Below are 21,530 nucleotides of genomic sequence, written 5' to 3' on the forward strand. Positions count from 1 at the left end.
CATTGCGAGCGCAGCGAAGCAATCCAGACTGCCGTTGCGGAAAGGCTCTGGATTGCTTCGCTGCGCTCGCTATGACGCAAACTGTGGCGCGATCGTAGCCCGCATCAGCTCAGCGATATGCGGGAACAATGCCCCGGATGTCGCTGCGCTCATCCGGGCTACGAGACCTGAGCCGTCCCTCAAAACTCCTTCAGCAGCCGCTCGAGATAATCGAGCTCGATCTGCGGCCGCGAGGGATCGCCGAGACGGCGGCGGAGCTCTTCGAGAATGCGGCGGACACGCTGCGTGTCGATCTCGCCGGGAATCTTGACCGTGTAATCGTCGCCATATTCGCGCCCATGCAGCGGCCGGCCGAGCGGATCGGTCTGGTTGCCGCCGCTCTGCTGCCGGCCGGCACGCTGGCCGGGGCCGTCGCCCTGGCCGTCGCCATCGCCCTGCTGCATCGCCTCGGCCATCTTCTGCGCACCCTTGCGCATGGCGTCGAGTGCCTTGCCCTGCGAGTCCACGGCGCCGTCGGCATTACCCTCGCCGAGCTTTGATCCGGCATCGCCCATGGCACCGTCGGCTGCGTCCAGGCTGCCGTCATCGCCCTGGTCGCCGTCCTGATCGCCGTTCTGGCCGGGCTGGCCCTGTTCGCCTTGCTGCCCCTTCTGGCCCTTCTGTGCCTGCTGGCCCTGCTGACCCTTCTGCCCTTTCTGGGTGAGGCCGCGCTTGGCAAGCTCGTCCTGCAGCTTCTTCAGGCGGTCGCGCAGTCCCTGCTGGTCCTGCTGCAGCTCCGACATGGACTGATCGCCCTGCTGCTGCTTGCCGCGCGAGCGGTCGCGCCGGGAGTCCTGGCCCTGCTTGAACGTCTTGTCGCGCAATTGCTGCTGCTTGCGGATCATGTCGCCGAGCTCATTGAGCGCCTGCTCCATGTCACTCTCGCCGGACTGCCCCGGCTGCGCCATCTGCAGGCCTTCCAGCATCTGCTGGAGCTGGTCGAGCAATTGCTTGGCGGCATCCTTGTCGCCGGAGCGCGACAGGCGCTCCATCCGGTCGATCATGTTCTGCAGATCCTGCTGACGCAGGACCTTGGTGTTCGGATCGAGCGGCCGCGCCAGCTGCTGCGGGTCATTGTTGTTGCGGAACTGCTCGGCGAGCTGGCGCATGAAATCGTTCAGCGCCTGACGCAGATCCTGCGTGAGCTTCTTGATCTCCTCGTCGCTTGCACCGCGCTCCAGCGCCTGCTTCAGCGCCTCCTGGGCCGCGCGCAACGCCTTCTCGACGTCGGAGATCTTGCCGTCCTCGATCGTCACCGCAAGCGCCCACAGGCTCGCCACGACCTCGCGCAAGGCATCGTCGGTACGCGCCGCTTCGAGCTGCCGGGCCACGCTGTGCAGGCCGAGATATTGTCCCGGCTCCGGCGTGAACATCTCGGGCGCGATCATCAGCCCGTCGAGCGCGGCAAAGACGTCCGAATTCTTGTTGGCGTCGAGCGCGAGGATGCGGCGCTGCTCGATCAATGCACGGGCCAGCGGCTTGGTGAAGAGCCGCTCGGGCAGGCGCATGTTGAACGGCTCGCTGGCGGCCTCGTTGCCGGCCTCGTCCTTGGCCGTGAGCGTCAGCGTGACCTCGGCGCCGGCATAGGGATCCTCGCTGAGATCCTTCACGGATTGCCCGACGCCGTTGCGGGTGCGCGCATTCGGCAGCGCGAGCGGGAATTTCGGCGGCTGGAACAGCGGCCGCGGCGCCGTCCTGCTGTCGCCATCACCGGCGGCGGCCTTCGGACCATCCTTGGGGCCATCCTTGGCACCATCTTTGGCGTCGGTCGGCCGCGGGGCGAATTTCGCCTCGGCGCCGGTGACGCCGTAATCGTCCTCGATCTTGTAGGAGAGCTGGAGCGCGCCGCGCGCCTGGCGCTCCGGGTCCTTCGCGAGCGCGATCGTCGGCGGACGATCCGGCGTGGCGGCGAAGGCCCATTGCGGCTGGCCGGAGGGCGCCCGGACATGCGCGGTGCCGTCGCCGGAAATCGCGAAATGCCTTTCGTTGGTCCCCTTGGGGCTGGCTTCGGCCGGGGCGACCTCCTTGAGGCCGCCGGAGACGGCGACATCCAGGTTGCCGCCGGAGGAGCGCACGATCAGGGTCGAGCCGGCGGGAACGGCAAGCGGGCCGCTGGCGGGCAGCGCCGCGGCTTCCTTGTTGGCGGCCGACAGGATGACCGGCGGCCTGCCGGTGTAGAGCGGCGGCGTGACCCAGGCATCGACGCGAACATTGGCCGGCGCCAGCACCCCGTTCCAGTCGAAGGCGGCGCCAAGGCGCATCGCACGCTCGTCACCCGCGGCAAAGAAGGTCGCGACCAGCATCACCATCACGAGGGCACGCAGCGCCCAGGGGTCGTGAAGCGCGAGCCGGGGCTGCGGGACACCGGCGCGAATGCGCTTGATGGAGGCGAGCGTCCGCTCGCGCTGCGCCTGCCACAGCGCCTGCGCGACCGGGTCCTGTGAGGTCAGCGTGTCCGTGAGCGTGGTGGCCGGGCGGTGCCGGATGCCGGAGCCACGGTCGAGCCGGGCGAGCGCTTCCTCGCGGCTCGGCCAGCGGAAGCGAATCAGCGGGAACAGGGCGGCCGCCGCGATCGCGGCGAAGAGGGCGAGGCCGACGGCCCTGGCCGTGAACGGCAGCGCCAGCCAGAGGCCGGCCCAGGACACCACCAGGAACAGGCCGACGACGGTCAGAAGGCGCGCCGCATTGGGCCAGGCACGCTCCCACGCGATGGCATAAGTTGCCCGATCAAGGGCCTGCGCCAGCTTCAGCCGCGACAGCGCATCGCCGTTGCGGATCGGGTCTGACGGCTCGGGGGTGACGCCGTTCAATCAACTCTCCAGGTTGCCCGGTAGAGCAGAGCCTATCACAACGGCAGCACTGAGGCATCCGTTCCCGTACGGGAGCGCCTCCTTTTCCCGCATAACACGAGGACGTGACTGGCCGGGTGCAACCCCGTAATTTCCGCGCGCCAATCTCGAGGGAAACGAAGGAAACGCCATGGACAAGAAGATGCACGACAAGGGCCTGGAAGTCCGCAAAGCTGTGCTGGGCGAGGCCTATGTCAACAACGCCCTGAAGAACGTCGACGATTTCAACCGCCCGTTCCAGGAGATGCTCAACGAATATTGCTGGGGCACGGTGTGGGGCCGCGAGGAGCTGCCGCGCAAGACCCGCAGCATGCTCAACATCGCCATGATCGCGATCCTCAACCGTCAGCACGAGTTTCGCGCGCACCTGAAGGGCGCGCTGACCAACGGCGTCACCCGCGAGGAGATCCGCGAGATCCTGATGCAGGTCGCGATCTATGGCGGCATGCCCGCCGCGGTCGACAGCTTCCGCATCGCGCGCGAGGTGTTCGCGGAGATCGACGGGAAGGCGTGAGACCCAGCGCCCATCTCATGGGTCCCGGGCTCATCGCTTCGCGATGCCCCGGGACGACGAGCGGAGAACGATCGCCGCTTCACGTACAACGACGAAGAGATAAGGAAACACCATGGACATCGGATTCATCGGGCTCGGAAACATGGGTTTCCCGATGGCGCGGCGGCTGATCGAGGCGGGGCACAGGCTCGTCGTATTCGACACGCGCAAGGAGGTTATCGGCAAGCTGGTCGCGCGCGGTGCCCTTGCCGCGTCGTCGCCGAAGGACGTCGCTGACCAGGCCGAGACCGTCATGGCGAGTTTGCCTTCGCTGCAGGCTTCACTCGACGTCGCAACGGGAGCGAACGGCGTGATCGAGGGCAGGCGCGCCAAACGCTTCGTCGATCTCTCCACCGTCGGCTCGGCAATGGCTGTGAAGATTCACGGGCTGCTCGCGGAGCGCGGCATCGTGCAGATCGACTGTCCCGTCTCCGGCGGCGTCGGCGGCGCCGAGAAGGGCACGCTTGCCGTGATGGTGTCGGGCCCGAAAGCCGAGTTCGAGCTGCTCAAGCCCGCGCTCGAGGTGATCGGAAAGGTGTTCTTCATCGGCGAGAAGCCGGGCGCGGCGCAGACCATGAAGCTGGCCAACAATTTTCTGTCGGCGACCGCGATCGTGGCAACGTCGGAAGCCGTGGTGATGGGCGTGAAGGCCGGGCTCGATCCCGCCGTGATGATCGACGTCATCAATGCCGGCTCGGGCATGAACACCGCGAGCCGCGACAAGTTTCCGCGCGCGGTGCTGCCGCGCACCTTCGACTTCGGCTTCGCCACGGGATTGATGGTGAAGGACGTGCGGCTGGCGCTGGAGGAGATGAAGCAGCTCGGCCTGTCGATGGAGGTCGCCGACGCGGTCGGGCGGCTGTGGGAGACCGTGATCCGCGCAGAAGGCGCCGAGTCCGATTTCACCGCGGCCATCAAGCCGATCGAGAAGAAAGCGGGTGTGATCGTAGGCGGAAAAAACTGACGTTCAGCGAAATAGCGCGGTCGTGCTGAATCTGCTCGACAGTTCAAGCGGTTTTGCCCGACGGCCACGCATCATTCCGAAACCCCCAGTCTACTGTGCATGGGGTTGTTTTGCAGGTTTTGGTAGCGGCCTCACAGCCACGGCGCCGGCGTGTCCATTGCAATGAGCTGCTCCACCTCGATGCGCGGGCGCACCACGGCGTATTGGTCGCCCTTCACCAGCACCTCGGGCACCAGCGGCCGGGTGTTGTAGGTGCCGGCCTGCACGGCGCCATAGGCACCGGCGGTCATGATGGCGAGGAGATCGCCGGGCGCGGGCGTCGGCAGCGTGCGGTCGAGGGCGAGATAATCGCCGGTCTCGCAGACCGGGCCGACGACATCGGCCTTGATGGTGGCGGCGCCCTTGGCGGGCTGCTTCACCGCCAGGATGTCGTGATGCGCCTCGTACAGTGTCGGGCGGATCAGGTCGTTCATGGCCGCGTCGATGATGACGAAATTCTTGCCGTCGCCGTGCTTCACATAGATCACCTTGGCGACCAGAATGCCGGCATTGCCGACGATCATGCGGCCCGGCTCGAACATCAGCGTGCAGCCGAGATTGTGGCTGACGCGCCTGACCATGGCGGCATAGGCGGCGGGCGCAGGCGGCGCCTCGCGATCCATGTAATAGGGGATGCCGAGGCCACCACCGAAATCGACGTGGCTGATGTCGTGGCCGTCCGCCCGAAGGGTCTGCACGAATTCGGAGAGGATGCGGAACGCGGTCTCCATGCTGGATAGGTCGGTGATCTGGCTGCCGATATGCACGTCGGTGCCGGTCACCTTGATTCCGGGCAGCTTCGCCGCGCGCGCATAGACCTCGCGGGCATGCACGATCGGGATGCCGAACTTGTTCTCGGACTTGCCGGTGGAGATCTTTGCGTGCGTGCCGGCATCGACGTCGGGATTGACGCGGAGCGAGATGCGCGCGGTCTTGCCCATCTCGGTCGCCAGGCGCGACAGCAGCTCGAGCTCCGGCTCGGATTCGACGTTGAGGCAGAGGATGTCGGCGGCGAGCGCCGCGCGCAGCTCTGCTTCCGTCTTGCCGACGCCGGAGAACACGATCTTGCTGGCGGGAATGCCGGCGGCCAAAGCGCGCTTCAGCTCGCCGCCCGAAACCACGTCGGCGCCGGCGCCGAGCTTGGCCAGCGTCCGCAGCACCGACTGGTTGGAGTTCGCCTTCATGGCGTAGCAGACCAGCACCTTCTCGCCGGCAAAGGCCTCGGTGAAGACGCGGTAATGCCGCTCCAGCGTTGCGGTCGAATAGCAGTAGAACGGCGTGCCGACGGTGGCGGCCAGCTCGGACAGGTTCACCGCCTCGGCGTGCAGCACGCCGTTGCGATAGTCGAAATGGTTCATGGCGCAGGCTCGGTTGTCCCGGCTTATTTCTTGCCGGGAGGTTCGTCCAGGAGCGGGTCGAGAATAAACGATTTCTTCCGGCCCTTGGCCGCCGCGGGCGCAGCATCCGCGCTGGCCGTGGGTTCGAACAGGCTCGGCGCCTTCTGGGCCGCGGTCTCGGGCTCGACGGGTGCGGCGCCGGTGGCTGCGGGGGCGTTGGAGGCGGTCGGCGGCAGATCCAGCGGGCCCTTGCGGCCGCAACCTGCAAGCGCGAGCGCCGTCAGGCTCAAGACAATGATGGCCCACCCCGAGCCGGCCGGGCGAAACTTTGACGTCACGACGAAATCCCCACTACGCGCGGCGCACCATACAGAGATTGGCGCGTTCTGGCGAGGGCCGGATGACCATGAAACATAAGCGAAATTTTGCCCTCAGCCCAATTTTCGCTCTTTTTCCAGCCGCTTCGCCCAGGCCTTGGCCTGGGACGTCACGTTCTTCGGCGCGGTGCCGCCGAAGCTGGTCCGGCTCTTCACCGACGATTCGACCGAGAGCACGCCGAGCACGTCCTTGGTGATTTTGGACTCGATCGCCTGCATTTCCTTGAGCGGCAGTTCGTGCAGCGCGACGCCCCCCTCGGCGGCCTTGGCGACGATGCGGCCCGTGACGTGGTGCGCCTCGCGGAACGGCATCCTCAGCGTCCGCACCAGCCAGTCGGCGAGGTCGGTCGCCGTGGCATAGCCCTCGCCCGCGGCCGCCTTCATCTTGGGTTCGTCCGGAACGAGATCACGGACCATGCCGGTCATGGCGCGGATTGCCAGCGACAGCGCGGCAAAACCCTCCATGGCGCCCTGCTTGTCCTCCTGCATGTCCTTTTGATAGGCGAGCGGCAGGCCCTTCATGACGATCAGGAGGCCGTTGAGCGCGCCGATGACGCGGCCGGTCTTGGCGCGCACCAGCTCGGCGGCATCCGGGTTGCGCTTCTGCGGCATGATCGAGGATCCCGTGGTGAACTTGTCGCTGAGCCGGATCATGCCGACCAGCGGCGAGGTCCAGATCACGATCTCCTCGGCAAAGCGCGACATGTGCACGGCGCAGATCGCGGCGGCCGACAGCGTCTCCAGCACGAAATCGCGGTCGGAGACGGCATCGAGCGAGTTCGCCATCGGGCGGTCGAACAGGAGCGCCTTCGCGGTGGCATGGCGGTCGATCGGGAACGAGGTGCCGGCGAGCGCAGCCGCGCCCAGCGGCGATTCGTTCAGGCGCTTGCGGGCGTCCTGGAAGCGGCCGCGGTCGCGCGCCGCCATCTCGACATAGGCCAGCAGGTGATGGCCGAACGTGACGGGCTGCGCCGTTTGCAGATGCGTGAAGCCGGGCATGACGGTTGCGGCGTGCTCCAGCGCGCGGTCCACCAGGGCCTGCTGGAACGCGGCGAGCGCGGCATCGGTCTCGTCAATGACGTCGCGGACGAACAGACGGAAGTCGGTGGCGACCTGGTCGTTGCGCGAACGCGCGGTGTGCAGCCTTCCGGCGGCCGGGCCGATCAGCTCCGACAGGCGGCTCTCGACATTCATATGGATGTCCTCGAGCGCGCGCTTGAATTCGAAGCCGCCCTTGCCGATCTCTGACAGGATTGTGTCTAGACCCTTGCCGATATTTTTCGCATCAGAAGCCGTGATGATGCCCTGATTGGCCAACATCGCGGCGTGGGCCTTGGACGCGGCAATGTCCTGGGCGAAGAGGTGACGATCGACGTCGATGGAGACGTTGATCTCTTCCATGATCTCGTCGGGGCGTTCCGAGAACCGGCCGCCCCACATCTTGTTGCTCATGATCCCCTGCTCACGCCTGATTTGCCGCACGTTTGCTGGCCGCGGCCAGCCGTATTAAGAGGCCCCTGATAGCCATATCTGCGACCGGATGACAAACGATATGCTCGACCAGAAGCCCTCCGCCACGCGCCGCATCCCCTTCGTCATCGCCGCCGTGGCGATCGTCGGGCTGGCCGGCTTCGCCGCGCTGTACGGGCTCGGCCCGAGCCGGGCGCCCTTGGGCGATCCGACCTGCAAGGCGGCGGTGGCGACGGCGCAGAAGATCGCCCCGCTCGCCCATGGCGAGGTGGCGGCGCTGACCATGGCAAGCGCCCCGCTGAAGCTGCCCGACCTCACCTTCGAGGATGCCGAGGGCAAGCCGAAGAAGCTGTCCGACTTCCGCGGCAAGACCCTGCTGGTGAACCTCTGGGCCACCTGGTGCGTGCCCTGCCGCAAGGAGATGCCGGCGCTGGACGAGCTCCAGGGCAAGCTATCGGGCCCGAATTTCGAGGTGGTGGCGATCAACATCGACACCCGCGACCTGGAGAAGCCGAAAACCTTCCTGAAAGAGGCCAACCTGACCCGGCTCGCCTATTTCAGCGACCAGAAAGCCAAGGTGTTCCAGGATCTTAAGGCCGTGGGACGGGCACTGGGCATGCCCACCTCCGTGCTGGTCGACCCGCAGGGGTGTGAAATCGCGACGATCGCGGGGCCGGCGGAATGGGCGAGTGAGGACGCGCTCAAGCTGATCCGCGCGGCAACCGGCAAGGCCGCCGCGGCGCTTTAAGGGTTTAGGCCGTCACATTGAGATTGCCGCCGACGCCGGGGGCGACATTGGCGAGCGAGGGCTGGCCGGTGCCGAGCAGCGTCAGGACGGTGGATTTCTCCATATCCGCGTTCTGCTTGGTCAGCGTCGCCGCGATATTCGACTGCAGCGCGCCTTGCTGTGCGGCCAGCATGCTGCTGACCATTGCCATCATGTCCATTACGCGAACCCTCGTACCGGCCGTAACCTAGGCGCGAGAGGTTAACGCGACATGAATTGTCATGGAGCAGTACGGGCAATCGTGTCCCGGACAAGGGGCGGCACGCAAGTGACGCACCGCAGAGCCGGGACCTAGCCTTCAGCGCGCGGTTCCTGGGCCTCGGCTCTGCGGCGCTCCGCGCTGCGTCCGGGGCACAAGGCCACCTTACCGCGTCGGCACCGGCTTGGCGCCGCGGTAGTCGTAGAAGCCGCGCTGGGTCTTGCGGCCGAGCCAGCCGGCCTCGACGTATTTGACCAGCAGCGGGCACGGGCGGTACTTGGAGTCGGCTAGCCCCTCGTGCAGCACCTGCATGATGGAGAGGCAGGTGTCGAGCCCGATGAAATCGGCAAGCTCAAGCGGACCCATGGGATGGTGGGCGCCCAGTTTCATCGCCGCGTCGATCGCCTCGACGTTGCCGACGCCTTCATACAGCGTGTAGATCGCCTCGTTGATCATCGGCAGCAGGATGCGGTTGACGATGAAGGCCGGGAAATCCTCGGAGACCGCGACCTGCTTGCCGAGCTTGCCGACGAAGTCCTTGGCGGTCTCGAAGGTGGCGTCGTCGGTGGCGATGCCGCGGATCAGCTCGACCAGTTCCATCAACGGCACTGGATTCATGAAGTGAATGCCGATGAAGCGCTCCGGGCGGTCGGTGGCGGCGGCGAGGCGCGTGATCGAGATCGAGGACGTATCGGAGGCGACGATCGCCTCCGGCTTCAATACGGCGCAGAGCTCGTGGAAGATCTTGCGCTTGACCTCTTCCTTCTCGACCGCGGTCTCGATGACGAGGTCGCAATCGGCGAGATCGTCCAGCTTCTCGGCTAGCTTGATACGCGCAATCGCCTTGGCCCTGTCGTCCTCGGTGACGGCCTTCTTGGAGACCTGACGCGCCAGATTGCCGTTGATGGTGGCCATGCCCGACTTGAGGCGGTCGGCCGAAACGTCGTTGAGCACCACGTCGAAGCCAGCGAGCGCCGCGACATGCGCGATGCCATTGCCCATCTGACCCGCGCCGATCACGCCGACCTTCTTGATCACTGCCGCCATATTGTCATCCACCGGAACGGCGCGCGGGGGGCGCGCCCTGCCTTTCCCCTCGAGCCGGGAGGTCCGATTTAATCAGAACCTTGGCTCGAAACCTAGATTGGATCGTCTCCAAGGCGCGCCCACGCCAAAGAAAACGCCTCAGAAACGCAGCACCGGCCGGAGTTTATACCTCCGGCCGGTGTTTTCGATGCCTTTTACTTGCCGAGCTTGCCGAGTTCGGCCGTCAGCTCCGGAACCGCCTGGTAGAGATCGGCCACCAGGCCGTAATCGGCGACCTGGAAGATCGGCGCGTCCTCGTCCTTGTTGATCGCAACGATCACCTTGGAGTCCTTCATGCCGGCCAGATGCTGGATGGCGCCGGAAATGCCGACCGCAACATAGAGCTCGGGGGCCACCACCTTGCCGGTCTGGCCGACCTGCCAGTCGTTCGGCGCATAGCCGGCATCGACCGCGGCGCGCGAGGCACCGACACCGGCCCCAAGCTTGTCCGCGAGCGGCTCGATGTACTTGGCGAAGTTCTCGCGGCTCTGCATGGCGCGGCCACCGGAGACGATGATCTTGGCCGAGGTTAGCTCGGGGCGATCACTCTTGGCGACTTCCTCACCGACGAAAGTCGACAGGCCCGGATCGGCCGCCGCCGCCACGGTCTCGACCGGGGCGCTGCCGCCCTCGCCTGCTGCGGTGAAGGTCGAGGTGCGGACCGTGATGACCTTCTTGGCGTCCTTCGACTTCACCGTCTGAATGGCGTTGCCGGCATAGATCGGGCGCTCATAGGTATCGGGCGCGACCACCTTGGTGATCTCCGAGACCTGCATGACGTCGAGCAGAGCGGCGATGCGGGGCATCACGTTCTTGAAGCGCGAGGTCGCCGGCGCGACGATGGCGTCATAGCCGGACGCCAGCGACACCACCAGCGCAGCCAGCGGCTCGGCCAGATCGTGCGCGTAGAGGTCGCCATCGGCGAGCAGCACCTTCTTCACGCCAGCGAGCTTGGCAGCGGCATCCGCCGCGGCCTTGGCGTTCTGGCCGGCGACCAGCACCTCGACATCCGCGCCAAGCGCGGCGGCTGCGGTCAGGGCCTTGTTGGTGGCGTCCTTGAGCGACGCATTGTCGTGTTCGGCAATCAGAAGCGTCGTCATCAGAGCACCCCGGCTTCGTTCTTGAGTTTCGACACCAGCTCGGCGACGTCCTTGACCTTGACTCCGGCCTTGCGGCCCGCGGGCTCAGCCGTCTTCAGAACTTCGAGACGCGCGGCGATGTCGACGCCGTAATCGGCGACCGTCTTCTCCGCGATCGGCTTCTTCTTCGCCTTCATGATGTTGGGCAGCGAGGCGTAGCGCGGCTCGTTGAGGCGGAGATCGGTGGTGACGATCGCCGGTCCCTTCAGCTTCACGGTCTGCAGACCGCCATCGACTTCACGCGTCACCTTGAAGTCGGTACCTTCGATCTCGAGCTTGGAGGCGAAGGTCGCCTGCGACCAGCCGAGCAGCGCGGCCAGCATCTGGCCGGTCTGGTTCGAGTCATCGTCGATCGCCTGCTTGCCGAGAATGATCAGGCCCGGCTGCTCTTCGTCCGCAACCTTCTTCAGGATCTTGGCGACGGCGAGCGGCTCGACGGTGCCGTCCGCCTTCACCAGGATGCCGCGATCGGCGCCCATGGCAAGACCGGTGCGGATCGTCTCGGACGCCTGCGCAGGTCCAATCGAGACCACCACGACCTCGGTGGCCTTGCCGGCTTCCTTCAGGCGCAGCGCTTCCTCGACAGCGATTTCGTCGAAGGGGTTCATGGACATCTTGACGTTGGCGAGTTCAACGCCCGATCCATCGCCCTTGACGCGGACCTTGACGTTGTAATCGACCACCCGCTTTACCGGCACTAAGACCTTCATCGATCCTCTTTCACTCAATTTGGGAGGGGGGTTATCAACTGGCGCGGAACCTAAAGGCCCGATCTGCCCCGGTCAACGCGCGAACGGGTCTAATTTTGGCCTTCTGAAATGCGGGAGCGCGATGGGTCAGCGGTTCTGGCCGGGAACCCAGAGCACGTCGCCGGCGCCATTGCCGTTCACGACCCGGCTGGCCACGAAGAGAAAGTCGGACAGGCGATTCATATATTGGATGCCAGCCGCGCTGACCGGCTCGCCCGGCTGGGCCGCCAGTTCCACGATCACGCGTTCCGCCCTGCGGCATATCGTGCGCGCCACATGCAGATGGGCCGCGGCCGGCGCGCCGCCGGGAAGCACGAAGGAGGTCAGCGGCGCAAGCTTGTCGTTGAGCGCGTCGATGTCGCGCTCGAGCCGCTCGACCTGGCTCGCCACCACCCGCAGCCGCTCCGCCTTGCCTTCCCGTTCCGGCACCGCGAGATCGGCGCCAAGATCGAACAGATCGTTCTGGATGCGGCCGAGCATTGCGTCGAGCTCGGGCATCTCCGCGGTGTAGAGCCTGACCACGCCGATCGCCGCGTTGGTCTCGTCGACGGTGCCATAGGCCTCGATGCGCAGATCGTATTTCGGACGGCGCTCTCCGGTTCCGAGCGCCGTCGTGCCATCGTCACCGGTCTTCGTGTAGATGCGGTTCAGCACCACCATGATCAGCGTCCCATCGCCCAGACCGCGAGCATCGCGACGATGATCGCCACGAACTGAAGCAGCACGCGCCAACGCATCAGCTTCTGCGAGGTGTTGGGCGAGCCGCCGCGCATCATGTTGATGAGCCCGAGCAGCAGCACCAGCGCCACGGCGCCGGCTGCGGCCGGCAGGATGAAAGTACTCAGAAAAGATGCCATTTGAGGGTAGATAACACCGTGTGTGCCGGTCCGCCATCTCCCCAGCTCGTCATTCCGGGGCGACGCGGCGGGATCGAGCGAAGCGAGACCCGGCGCTTCGAGCCCGGAATCCATCGCGCCACTTGCGCCGCGGCTAGATGGATTCCGGCCTCGCGCTGCGCGCGCCCCGGAATGACAAAGGGGGGCTTCGCGAACTGGCTTTTGGGCCAAGAATATCAGATGGTAGCGCGATGATTTTTCGATTTGCGCCCATTGCTCGTTCTCCTGGCCTCTCCCTACGTGCAGAGGGAGAGAGCAGCGGTGTAGGTGCCAAGTGAAAGCCATCCGCTACATTTACTGCGTCGTTGAGGACGCGTTCTACACGTTCCTCGCCGATGACGGCTGGGCGATCGCGAGCCACATCGCGCTCTCGACGCTGATGGCGCTGTTCCCATTCCTGATCGTGCTGACCGCGCTCGCCGGCTTCTTCGGCTCCAAGGAACTCGCCGACCAGGCCGCCAGCCTGATGCTCCAGGTCTGGCCCAAGCAGGTCGCCGATTCGATCTCGGGCGAGGTGCATGACGTGCTGACCACCACCCGGACCGGCCTTTTGACCATCGGCGCGGCGCTGTCGGTCTATTTCGCCTCGAACGGCGTCGAGGCGCTCAGGGTGGCGCTCAACCGCGCCTATGCGGTGGTGGAGATGCGAAGCTGGTACTGGCTTCGGCTGGAGTCGATTGCCTATACGATCATTGCGGCCTTCACGGCGCTCGCTATGGCGTTCCTGATCGTGCTCGGTCCGCTCATTATCGAGGCGGCGCGGCGCCACATTCCGCTGTTCGTCGAATCCAACGAGAGCATCCTCACCTGGGTGCGCTACGGCATCTCCATCGGCGCGCTGGTGGTGGCGCTGATCATCCTGCACGCCTGGCTGCCGGCGGGACGGCGCAGCTTCCTGCAGATACTGCCCGGCATCGTCTTCACCATCGTGGCGTCACTGATCTCCAGCATCGTGTTCGGCCAATACCTGGCCCGCTTTGCCAACAACTACGTGACCATGTATGCGGGCCTCGCCTCGGTGATCATCGCGCTGGTGTTTCTGTATTTCATCGCCGCGATCTTCGTTTACGGCGGCGAGCTCAATGCCGCGATCATCAAGTCGCGGCTTCCTCACGGCGTGTCGCTTCAAGCAGCGCAGTCGCTAAAGCCCGCGGAGAAACAGGCTTGACCAGGAAGGCGTCGGCACCGGCCTCGCGCGAGGCGGCCTCGTCCTCGCCGCGGCCGGACACGCCGATGATCGGGATCCGAGCCAGCGGCGTCGGCAGCATGCGAATCCGCCTGATGGCCTCGATGCCGTCGATGCCCGGCAGCACCATGTCCATCAGCACCGCGTCGAATGCGCCCTGCGCCAGCCGGTTCACGGCGTCCTCGCCGCGCCCGATGAACTCGGCATGATGGCCCAGCTCGGTCAGGATGGTGTTGAGCACGACCCGGCCGAACGGATTGTCCTCGACGCTGAGAACGCGAAGCGCAGCGGCCGCCTCGGGCTCGCTGCCGTCCTTCGCCTTGCGGACCTTGCCCGGTCCCGCCGCGTCCAGCGACACCGTCAATTTGAAGGTGGCGCCGCCACCGCGGCGCGGAGCGACGGTGATGTCGCCGCCCATCGCCCGCGCCAATTGCTTGACCGAGGAGAGCCCCAAGCCGGCGCCGCCGAAGCGTGCGGCAATGGTGACATTGGCCTGGGTGAACGGGCGGAACAGCCGCTTGATCTCGGCCATGGTCAGGCCGATGCCGCTGTCGGACACGGCGAAGGCGACGCCGACCCTGCCCTTTGCTTTGCCTTTGGCGGGACGCCACGGCTCGACGGCGAGGGCCACTCCGCCCTGGTCGGTAAATTTCACGGCGTTGTCGATCAGGTTCTCAAGCGCGGCGCGCAGGCGGACGGAATCACCGACCACGAGCCCTGGGATCTTGTCGGCGATCTCGACCTTGGCCTGGAGACCTTTGGCCGCGGCGCGGCCGGCCAGGGAATCGCCGGCGGTGCGGGCGAGCGCCTTGAGATCGAACAGGTCCTGCCGCGGCGTGCTGCCGCCCTTCCCCGTTCTGGCAGCATCCACGAATAGCGTGGCGAGGCTCGCCAGGTGCTCGGCGCCGGCTTTGATGGTGTCGGCCCAGCGCCGCTCCCGCTCGCCGAGGTCGGAGGTCGCGAGCAGGTCGCTGATCGCGAGAATGCCGGTCAGGGGGGTGCGGACCTCATGGGCAAACGCGGCCAGCGCCGCCTGGACGACATCCGGCGCAACCGCCTTGGTGCTGCGCTTGCGCAGCTGACCGCCCTTGGGCCGCTTCCGAAGCGGCCGCCGCCTGGACGTCCGGGTGGTGCGTACTGGACGCGTCTTCGCCGCCATGAATCCCCTTCGAAGTACCCTCTTCGAACCCCGCGCTGGCCAAGCATGGCACGGAGGAACGCCCGGAGTCACGGCGACGTTTCGCTAACCCCCAGAGAAACTTAACGTAATCCCACCAGCCGGCGGATCGCGGCAGGCGTGAGGCCGGCCGAACGCAATTCGCGCAGACCGGTCGAGCGGCTCGATTTCGACAGCTTCCGGCCCGCCTCATCCCGAATCAGCCGGTGATGGCGATAGGCCGGCTCGGGCAGGCCGAGCAGAACCTGGAGCAAGCGGTGCACCGCCGTGGCGTAAAACAGGTCTTGGCCCCGCACGATCTCGCTGGCGCCCTGGAGCGCGTCGTCGACGACCACCGAGAGATGGTAGCTGGTCGGCGTCTCCTTGCGGGCCAGGACGACATCGCCCCAGGCCTCCGGCCGCGCCGGGACGATGCCGCGCTCGCCGTCCGGCCCCTCGCCGAGTTCGTTCCAGCTCAGGCCGGCGGCGCGGCGGCAGGCGGCCGCCATGTCGAGCCGCAGCGCATAGGGCGCGCCCGAGGCGATCAGCCGCGAGCGCTCGTCAGCCGAGAGTGATGTGGCCTCGCCCGGATAAAGCGGTGCGCCGTCGGGATCACGCGGCCACGGGCCAGCGGCCTCGCGCGCCGCTACCAGCCTTGCAATCTCGGCGCGGCTTTCGAAGGCGGGATAGACGAGACCGAGCACAGAGAGCTTTTCCAGCGCAGCGCGATAATCGGCGAGATGCTCCGACTGCCGCCGCACCGGCGTCTCCCAGACAATCCCGAGCCAGGCGAGATCCTCGTAGATCGCCGTCTCGAACTCCGGCCGGCACCGCGTCGCGTCGATGTCCTCGATTCGCAGCAGCAATCGGCCGCCGGACTCGCGCGCTCGGTCGAAATTGAGCAGCGCGGAATAGGCGTGGCCGAGATGCAGGAAGCCGTTCGGGCTCGGGGCGAATCGGAAAACGGGTGGTGCCATCACATGAATCTCGTCATGGCCGGGCTTGTCCCGGCCATCCACGTTCTTCGGTACCACAGACCGATGGTGTCAACGTCACGAACAAACACCACGATCACCGCTCATGCTACACAGTGCCTCGCGGTGAGAAAGACGTGGATGGCCGGGACAAGCCCGCCATGACGCTGGAGAGAACCCGCCCGCCATGACCATCCACCTCGAAACCCAGTCCGATCTCGAAGAGGCCGTCCACGCGCTGATCAAGCGCGATCCGCGGCTCAAGCCCGTGCTCGAGATCGCGGGCATGCCGGCGTTGCGGCGGCGCGAGCCCGGGTTTACGGGGCTCGCGCACATCGTCTGCGGGCAGCAGCTCTCCACCGCGAGCGCCGCGGCGATCTGGGGGCGGCTGTCGGCCGCATTCGATCCGCTCGACCATGACGCCGTGCGCCGCGCCCGCGCCGACCGGCTGGGGCGGCTCGGCCTCTCCGCCGCCAAGATCAAGACGCTCAAGCATCTCGCCCGCGAGATCGCCGCGCAGCGGCTGAATCTCGACGTGCTCGCCGAGGAGGATGCCGACGCCGCGCATCACACCCTGATCGCGCTGCCCGGCATCGGCCCCTGGACGGCCGACCTCTACTTGCTGTTCTGCCTCGGCCACGGCGATGCCTGGCCGGCCGGCGACCTCGCCGTGCAGGAAGGCATCCGTATCGGCCTCGGCCTCAAGGCGCGGCCGACGGAGAAGCAGATGGCGCCGATTGCCGAGCCCTGGCGTCCGCTGCGCGGTGCGGCGGCGCATCTGTGGTGGAGCTATTACCGCGCGGTGAAGAAGCGCGAGGGCGTGCTCGCGGAATCGGGCTAGCCCCGCAGCCGCGCGCGGTCGGTCCGGGCGCATTCGGCGACGAATTCGATTACGGCGCGCACCGCCGGCAGCTCGACGAGGTCGGGATGGGCCAGCAGCCAGAGATCCGCAACGCTGGCGAGCTTCTGCGGGGCGACGCGCACGAGATCGGAATAGGCTTCGGCGACGAAGCACGACAGCGCGGAGATTCCGATGCCGGCGCGGACCGCCGCCAGCATGTCCCCCTGGGACGAGCAGCGCATCGCCACCCTTGCCTGCCGCGTGACGACGTCGCTCCAGCGCGCAAGCTGCGCATTGGACGTCTGGTCGGCGAAGCCGATGACGCTGTGCTCCTTCCAATCGCCGCGCCTTTCCGGCAGGGACCGCCCGGCGGCATAATCGCGCGAGGCATAGAAGCCGGTGCCGAGACGGCCGATCTTGCGGCCGACCAGGTTCTCCTCCCCGGTATCGAAGGGCCGCAGCACCACGTCCGCCTCACGCCGGCGCACGCTCGCCGGAAATGGATGGGTGATGATCTCGAGCTGGATATGATCGTGCGCGCGCAGGAAGGCTGGCAAGCGCGGCATCAGCCAGTGCGAGGCCAGCGTCGCGCCGATCGACAGCTTGACGATGCCGCGCGCCTTGTGTCCACCCGCCGCCACTGCGGTTTCGGCCCGCAGCGCTGCGGCCGCCATGGCCTCGGCGTGCTCGCGCAAGGTCCGTCCATCCGCGGTCAGCGCCAGGCCATCGGCAGCCCGCGCCACCAATCTGGTGCCGAGCTGGGCTTCCAGCGCCGCGATCTTGCGGCTGACGGTGGGATGGCTGGTGTGCAGGCGGCGGGCGGCGGCGGTGAAGCTGCCGGTATCGGCGACCGCGACGAAGGTCTTGCAAAGGTCCCAATCCATCGGCGGCCCTGTTCATACCTGAATGATCGTCCGTTCATTATTGAACGGCCCGGGCGGCGCCGTCCAACCTTATAATGGGATCAAATCCGCGGCCACGGGCGGCCCATCCGCCCGCGCGACAATCAATACGGAAACGCCTCGTCATCCGCCCGCCGGCGGGGCCGCGTTTCGGGAGGACATGATGGCACTGCCCAATCTCTTGAAGGATTCGCTCGAGCTGCCCGTGGTCGGCTCGCCGCTGTTCATCGTCTCCGGCCCGGAACTGGTGATCGCCCAGTGCAAGGCGGGCGTCGTCGGCTCCTTTCCCGCGCTCAATGCCCGTCCGGTCGAGAAGCTCGGCGAATGGCTGAGCCGGATCGAAGACGAGCTCGGCGAGTACAAATCGCGCAATCCCGGCAAGAAGGTCGCGCCCTACGCCGTCAACCAGATCTGCCATGCCTCCAACGACCGGCTGATGAAGGACATGGAGACCTGCGTCAAGCACAAGGCGCCGATCATCATCACCTCGCTGCGGCCGCCGGCGGAGATCGTCGAGGCCGCGCATTCCTATGGTGGGCTGGTGTTCCACGACGTCATCAACGTCAAGCACGCGCGCAAAGCGGCCGAACAGGGCGTCGACGGCCTGATCCTGGTCTGCGCCGGTGCGGGCGGACACGCCGGCACGCTGTCGCCCTTTGCGCTGGTGCGCGAGGTCAAGCAATGGTTTGACGGCGCCGTCCTGCTGTCGGGCGCGATCAGCGACGGCTATGGCATCGCCTCGGCGCTAACGCTGGGCGCCGACCTCGCCTATATGGGCACGCGCTTCATCGCGACGCAGGAAGCCAATGCCGACCAAGCCTACAAATCGGCGCTGACGCAGCACGCCGCGCACGACATCGTCTACACCAACCTGTTCACCGGCGTGCACGGCAATTATCTCGGCCCATCGATCGCTGCCGCCGGCCTCGATCCGGACAATCTTCCCGCCGCCGACAAATCGAAGATGAATTTCGGCTCCGGCGGCAACATGAAATCCAAGGCGTGGCGCGACATCTGGGGATCGGGCCAGGGCATCGGCCAGATTACTGATGCCCCGCCCGTTGCGGAGCTCGTCGACCGCATGAAGCGTGAATTCGATCAGGCGAGGCAGGATTTCCTGATGCGCGTCAGCGCCTGACGTCTCCAACTGACAAGACAAACGGGAGGATATCATGAAGCTGGCAGCCGCACTGATCGGTCTGTCCCTGTTGGCGCTCGCCACGGACAGCACCCACGCCGAAGGCACGGAGATCCGGATCGGACAGACCCTGCCCTATAGCGGCCCGGCCTCCGGCTTCGGCGCGATCGGCCGCACGCAGGAGGCGTTCTTCGAGAAGATCAATGCCGAAGGCGGCATCAACGGCCGCAAGGTCAAGTTCATCACGCTGGACGATGCCTACTCGCCGCCGAAGACGGTCGAGCAGACCCGCAAGCTGGTGGAGCAGGACGAAGTGCTGATGCTGTTCGGCTCGCTCGGCACCGCCACCAACAGCGCCGTGCATCGCTACCTCAACGGCAAGAAGGTGCCGCAGCTGTTCGTGCTTTCCGGCGCGACCAAATGGGCCGATCCGCAGAAATATCCATGGACCATGCCCGGCATGGCCGCCTATGAATCCGAAGGCGTGGTCTATGCCAAGCACGTGCTGCGCACCAAGCCGGGCGCCAAGATCGCCATCCTCTCCCAGAACGACGATTTCGGCCGCGACTACGTCGCCGGCTTCAAGCGCGCGCTCGGCGACAAGGCTGCCGGCATGATCGTTGCGGAAGCGACCTACGAGACCAGCGCGCCGACGATCAGCTCGCAGCTCTCGACCCTGAAGACATCGGGCGCCGACGTGCTGTTCGGCGTCGTGCTCGGCAAGTTCACCTCGCAGATGATCAAGGGCGTCGCCGAGCTCGGCTGGAAGCCCGAGCTGTTCTTCGTGCCGACCTCGGCCTCGTCGATCTCGTTCCTGGAGCCGGCCGGGCTCGACAACGCCGTCGGCCTGATCTCGTCGAGCAACCAGAAGGACACGATGGACCCGCAATGGGCCAGCGATCCCGGCGTGAAGGAGTATTTCGCCTTCATGAAGCAGTACATGCCGAACGCGGATCTCTCCAACTCCAACTATGCGGCCGGCTACCATTACGCGACGCTGCTGATGACGGTGCTGAAGGCGTGCAAGGACGATTTCAGCCGCGACAACATCATGCGCCAGTCCGCCTCGCTGAAAGAGGTGAAGCTGCCGCTGCTGCTGCCCGGCATATCCGTCAGCACCGCCGCCGACGACTATCTGCCGTTCCAGCAGCTGCAGCTGCGGCGCTTCAACGGCAAGAGCTGGGTCGGCTTCGGCGACGTGCTGGACGATCGCTGACTCCAACGGAATGGGAATGACCATGATCATCAGCGGCGAACGCCGGATCGGCCATGACGAGATCCAGGCGCGCATCAGACGCGCGGCGAGCGGGCTGCGCGCCCTCGACCTTGCCGCAGGCGCACCGGTTGCCATGATGCTGCGCAACGACTTCGCCTTGTTCGAGGTGGTCGCGGCCTCGGCCGCACTGGGCAGCCCCGTGGTGCCGATCAATTGGCACCTGAAGGCCGAGGAGGTCCGCTACATCCTGACCGACAGTGGCGCGAAGATCCTGATCTGCCACGCCGACCTGCTGCCACAAATCCGCGGCGGCATCCCGGAGGATGTCCGCCTGCTCGTGGTCGCAACCCCGCCCGAGCTGGCGGCGACCTTCGCCATTCCCCGTGAGCTGACCGAGGTCTCTTCGGGCCTGACCGATTGGGACCGCTGGCGCGACGGCCACACGGAAACAGAGGAGCCGCCGCGCCGGGCCGCGGCGATGATCTACACGTCGGGGACCACAGGCATGCCGAAGGGCGTGCGGCGCATGCCGATGCCGCCGGAGCAGGCCGCCGCCTCGGAGCGCGTCGGCGCGATCGCCTACGGCATCAAGCCGCGCGAGGACCAGGTCGTGCTGATCAACGGTCCGATGTATCACTCGGCGCCGCATTCCTACGGCATGATGGCCTTCCGCAACGGCTGCACCATCGTGCTTCAGCCGCGGTTCGACGCCGAGGAGCTGCTGGCGCTGATCGAGCGCCACCGTGTGACGCATATCCACATGGTGCCGACCATGTTCGTGCGCCTGTTGCGCCTGCCCGAAGCGGTCAGGCAGCGCTACGACCTGTCGTCGCTGCGCTTCGTCGTGCACGGCGCGGCGCCCTGCCCGCCCGAGGTGAAGCGGGCGATGATCGAGTGGTGGGGACCGGTCATCAACGAATATTTCGGCTCGACTGAGACCGGCATCCCGGTCTGGCACTCGGCCGAAGAGGCGCTGAAGAAGCCCGGCACGGTCGGCCGCGCCATCGAAGGTGGCATCGTCAAGATCTTTCGCGACGACGGCAGCCTCTGCGATGCTGGTGAGGTCGGCGAGATCTACATGCGCCAGACCGCGGTGCCGGATTTCGACTATCACGGCAAGGCGCAGGCGCGCGCCGAGGCCGGGCGCGACGGTCTCGTCAGCGTCGGCGATGTCGGCTATCTCGATGAGGACGGCTATCTGTTCCTCTGCGACCGCAAGCGCGACATGGTGATCTCGGGCGGCGTCAACATCTATCCCGCCGAAATCGAGAACGTGTTGATCGCGATGCCCGGCGTGCGCGATTGCGCCGTGTTCGGCATTCCGGACGCGGAATATGGCGAGCGGCTGTGCGCCTGCATCGAGCCCGACAGGGTCGAGCAGCTCTCCGCCGCCGCGGTGCAGGCTTATCTGCGCGAGCGTCTGGCCAACTTCAAGGTGCCGAAGGAGGTCAAGTTCCTGGATGCGCTGCCCCGCGAGGCAACCGGAAAGATCTTCAAGCGCAAGCTGCGCGACCCCTATTGGGCGGACCGGAGGCCGGGCGGCGCTTAAGCCGTTCTCCGGCGGCGTCCGCACGTGCGGAATTCCGGGCCATATTCCGTCAGGGCAGGGCCGCATGCCGGCCTCGCTCAGGTC

At 66.3% G+C, this 21,530-nt stretch carries 21 protein-coding genes; 8 read left to right on the forward strand and 13 right to left on the reverse strand.

The genetic code is table 11. The features are described 5' to 3' along the window. Positions 1-179 precede the first annotated feature (179 nt). Positions 180-2,849 carry a TIGR02302 family protein gene (locus tag I6F36_RS17575; RefSeq protein ID WP_225171859.1) on the reverse strand — a complete coding sequence of 890 codons (2,670 nt, stop codon included), beginning with the start codon at positions 2,847-2,849 and terminating at the stop codon, positions 180-182. 169 nt (positions 2,850-3,018) lie between these two features. On the opposite strand from I6F36_RS17575, the gene I6F36_RS17580 reads away from it, so the two are divergent. Further along, positions 3,019-3,402, forward strand: coding sequence for a carboxymuconolactone decarboxylase family protein (locus tag I6F36_RS17580; RefSeq protein ID WP_028134137.1), 384 nt, complete (start codon positions 3,019-3,021; stop codon positions 3,400-3,402). 112 nt (positions 3,403-3,514) lie between these two features. Beyond that, positions 3,515-4,405, forward strand: coding sequence for an NAD(P)-dependent oxidoreductase (locus I6F36_RS17585; RefSeq protein WP_225171860.1), 891 nt, complete (start codon positions 3,515-3,517; stop codon positions 4,403-4,405). 131 nt (positions 4,406-4,536) lie between these two features. On the opposite strand, the gene lysA is transcribed toward I6F36_RS17585, so the two are convergent. From lysA to argH, 3 genes are all read right to left on the reverse strand, one after another. Then, on the reverse strand, positions 4,537-5,802 hold the full coding sequence (lysA, locus tag I6F36_RS17590; RefSeq protein WP_225171861.1) for a diaminopimelate decarboxylase: 1,266 nt from the start codon (positions 5,800-5,802) through the stop codon (positions 4,537-4,539). Positions 5,803-5,825: 23 nt separating this feature from the next. Then, on the reverse strand, positions 5,826-6,119 hold the full coding sequence (locus tag I6F36_RS17595; RefSeq protein WP_035996882.1) for a lipoprotein: 294 nt from the start codon (positions 6,117-6,119) through the stop codon (positions 5,826-5,828). Between the two features lie 93 nt (positions 6,120-6,212). Further along, complete coding sequence (gene argH, locus I6F36_RS17600; RefSeq protein WP_225171862.1) at positions 6,213-7,610, reverse strand: argininosuccinate lyase; 1,398 nt, start codon at positions 7,608-7,610, stop codon at positions 6,213-6,215. Between the two features lie 100 nt (positions 7,611-7,710). Between argH and I6F36_RS17605 the strand changes: the two genes are divergently transcribed. Further along, a complete protein-coding gene (locus I6F36_RS17605; protein ID WP_225113053.1) occupies positions 7,711-8,376 on the forward strand; it encodes a TlpA disulfide reductase family protein in 666 nt (221 codons plus the stop codon). A 4-nt stretch (positions 8,377-8,380) separates the two neighbouring features. Here the strand turns inward: I6F36_RS17605 and I6F36_RS17610 are convergent, their stop codons facing one another. From I6F36_RS17610 to I6F36_RS17635, 6 genes are all read right to left on the reverse strand, one after another. After that, complete coding sequence (locus I6F36_RS17610) at positions 8,381-8,575, reverse strand: hypothetical protein (protein WP_036020754.1); 195 nt, start codon at positions 8,573-8,575, stop codon at positions 8,381-8,383. 204 nt (positions 8,576-8,779) lie between these two features. Beyond that, positions 8,780-9,661, reverse strand: coding sequence for a 3-hydroxybutyryl-CoA dehydrogenase (locus tag I6F36_RS17615; RefSeq protein WP_035996839.1), 882 nt, complete (start codon positions 9,659-9,661; stop codon positions 8,780-8,782). 194 nt (positions 9,662-9,855) lie between these two features. Then, complete coding sequence (locus tag I6F36_RS17620) at positions 9,856-10,800, reverse strand: electron transfer flavoprotein subunit alpha/FixB family protein (RefSeq protein WP_225171863.1); 945 nt, start codon at positions 10,798-10,800, stop codon at positions 9,856-9,858. Next, positions 10,800-11,549 (reverse strand): electron transfer flavoprotein subunit beta/FixA family protein, encoded by a 750-nt coding sequence (locus I6F36_RS17625; protein WP_225171864.1) that lies wholly within the window; start codon positions 11,547-11,549, stop codon positions 10,800-10,802. Before I6F36_RS17625 ends, I6F36_RS17620 begins: the two co-directional genes overlap by 1 nt. Positions 11,550-11,675: 126 nt before the next feature. Then, positions 11,676-12,248, reverse strand: coding sequence for a cob(I)yrinic acid a,c-diamide adenosyltransferase (locus I6F36_RS17630; protein ID WP_225171865.1), 573 nt, complete (start codon positions 12,246-12,248; stop codon positions 11,676-11,678). A gap of 2 nt (positions 12,249-12,250) precedes the next feature. Further along, positions 12,251-12,445, reverse strand: coding sequence for a twin transmembrane helix small protein (locus tag I6F36_RS17635; RefSeq protein ID WP_036020744.1), 195 nt, complete (start codon positions 12,443-12,445; stop codon positions 12,251-12,253). A 313-nt stretch (positions 12,446-12,758) separates the two neighbouring features. Between I6F36_RS17635 and I6F36_RS17640 the strand changes: the two genes are divergently transcribed. Further along, entirely contained in the window at positions 12,759-13,652 is an 894-nt protein-coding gene (locus tag I6F36_RS17640; protein WP_225171866.1) for a YihY/virulence factor BrkB family protein, read from the forward strand. On the opposite strand, the gene I6F36_RS17645 is transcribed toward I6F36_RS17640, so the two are convergent. After that, positions 13,579-14,829, reverse strand: a complete 1,251-nt coding sequence (locus tag I6F36_RS17645; RefSeq protein WP_225171867.1) for an ATP-binding protein — start codon at positions 14,827-14,829, stop codon at positions 13,579-13,581. The two genes, I6F36_RS17640 and I6F36_RS17645, sit on opposite strands and share 74 nt — an antisense overlap. Positions 14,830-14,930: 101 nt before the next feature. Continuing rightward, the gene (gluQRS, locus tag I6F36_RS17650; protein ID WP_225171868.1) at positions 14,931-15,803 is read right to left on the reverse strand and encodes a tRNA glutamyl-Q(34) synthetase GluQRS; all 873 of its coding nucleotides are present in this window, start codon (positions 15,801-15,803) and stop codon (positions 14,931-14,933) included. Between the two features lie 184 nt (positions 15,804-15,987). On the opposite strand from gluQRS, the gene I6F36_RS17655 reads away from it, so the two are divergent. Next, positions 15,988-16,641, forward strand: a complete 654-nt coding sequence (locus I6F36_RS17655; RefSeq protein WP_057028386.1) for a DNA-3-methyladenine glycosylase — start codon at positions 15,988-15,990, stop codon at positions 16,639-16,641. On the opposite strand, the gene I6F36_RS17660 is transcribed toward I6F36_RS17655, so the two are convergent. Beyond that, a complete protein-coding gene (locus I6F36_RS17660) occupies positions 16,638-17,525 on the reverse strand; it encodes a LysR family transcriptional regulator (protein WP_035996816.1) in 888 nt (295 codons plus the stop codon). The genes I6F36_RS17655 and I6F36_RS17660 overlap by 4 nt on opposite strands. Positions 17,526-17,706: 181 nt before the next feature. Between I6F36_RS17660 and I6F36_RS17665 the strand changes: the two genes are divergently transcribed. From I6F36_RS17665 to I6F36_RS17675, 3 genes are read left to right on the forward strand one after another with little or no spacing between them, the layout of a single operon-like run. Further along, complete coding sequence (locus I6F36_RS17665) at positions 17,707-18,681, forward strand: nitronate monooxygenase family protein (RefSeq protein WP_035996871.1); 975 nt, start codon at positions 17,707-17,709, stop codon at positions 18,679-18,681. A gap of 34 nt (positions 18,682-18,715) precedes the next feature. Next, a complete protein-coding gene (locus I6F36_RS17670; protein ID WP_225171869.1) occupies positions 18,716-19,897 on the forward strand; it encodes an ABC transporter substrate-binding protein in 1,182 nt (393 codons plus the stop codon). 22 nt (positions 19,898-19,919) lie between these two features. Then, the gene (locus I6F36_RS17675; RefSeq protein ID WP_225171989.1) at positions 19,920-21,446 is read left to right on the forward strand and encodes an acyl-CoA synthetase; all 1,527 of its coding nucleotides are present in this window, start codon (positions 19,920-19,922) and stop codon (positions 21,444-21,446) included. Positions 21,447-21,530 lie beyond the last annotated feature (84 nt).

This window comes from Bradyrhizobium sp. BRP19 (genome assembly GCF_020194195.1).
Classification (GTDB): domain Bacteria; phylum Pseudomonadota; class Alphaproteobacteria; order Rhizobiales; family Xanthobacteraceae; genus Bradyrhizobium; species Bradyrhizobium yuanmingense.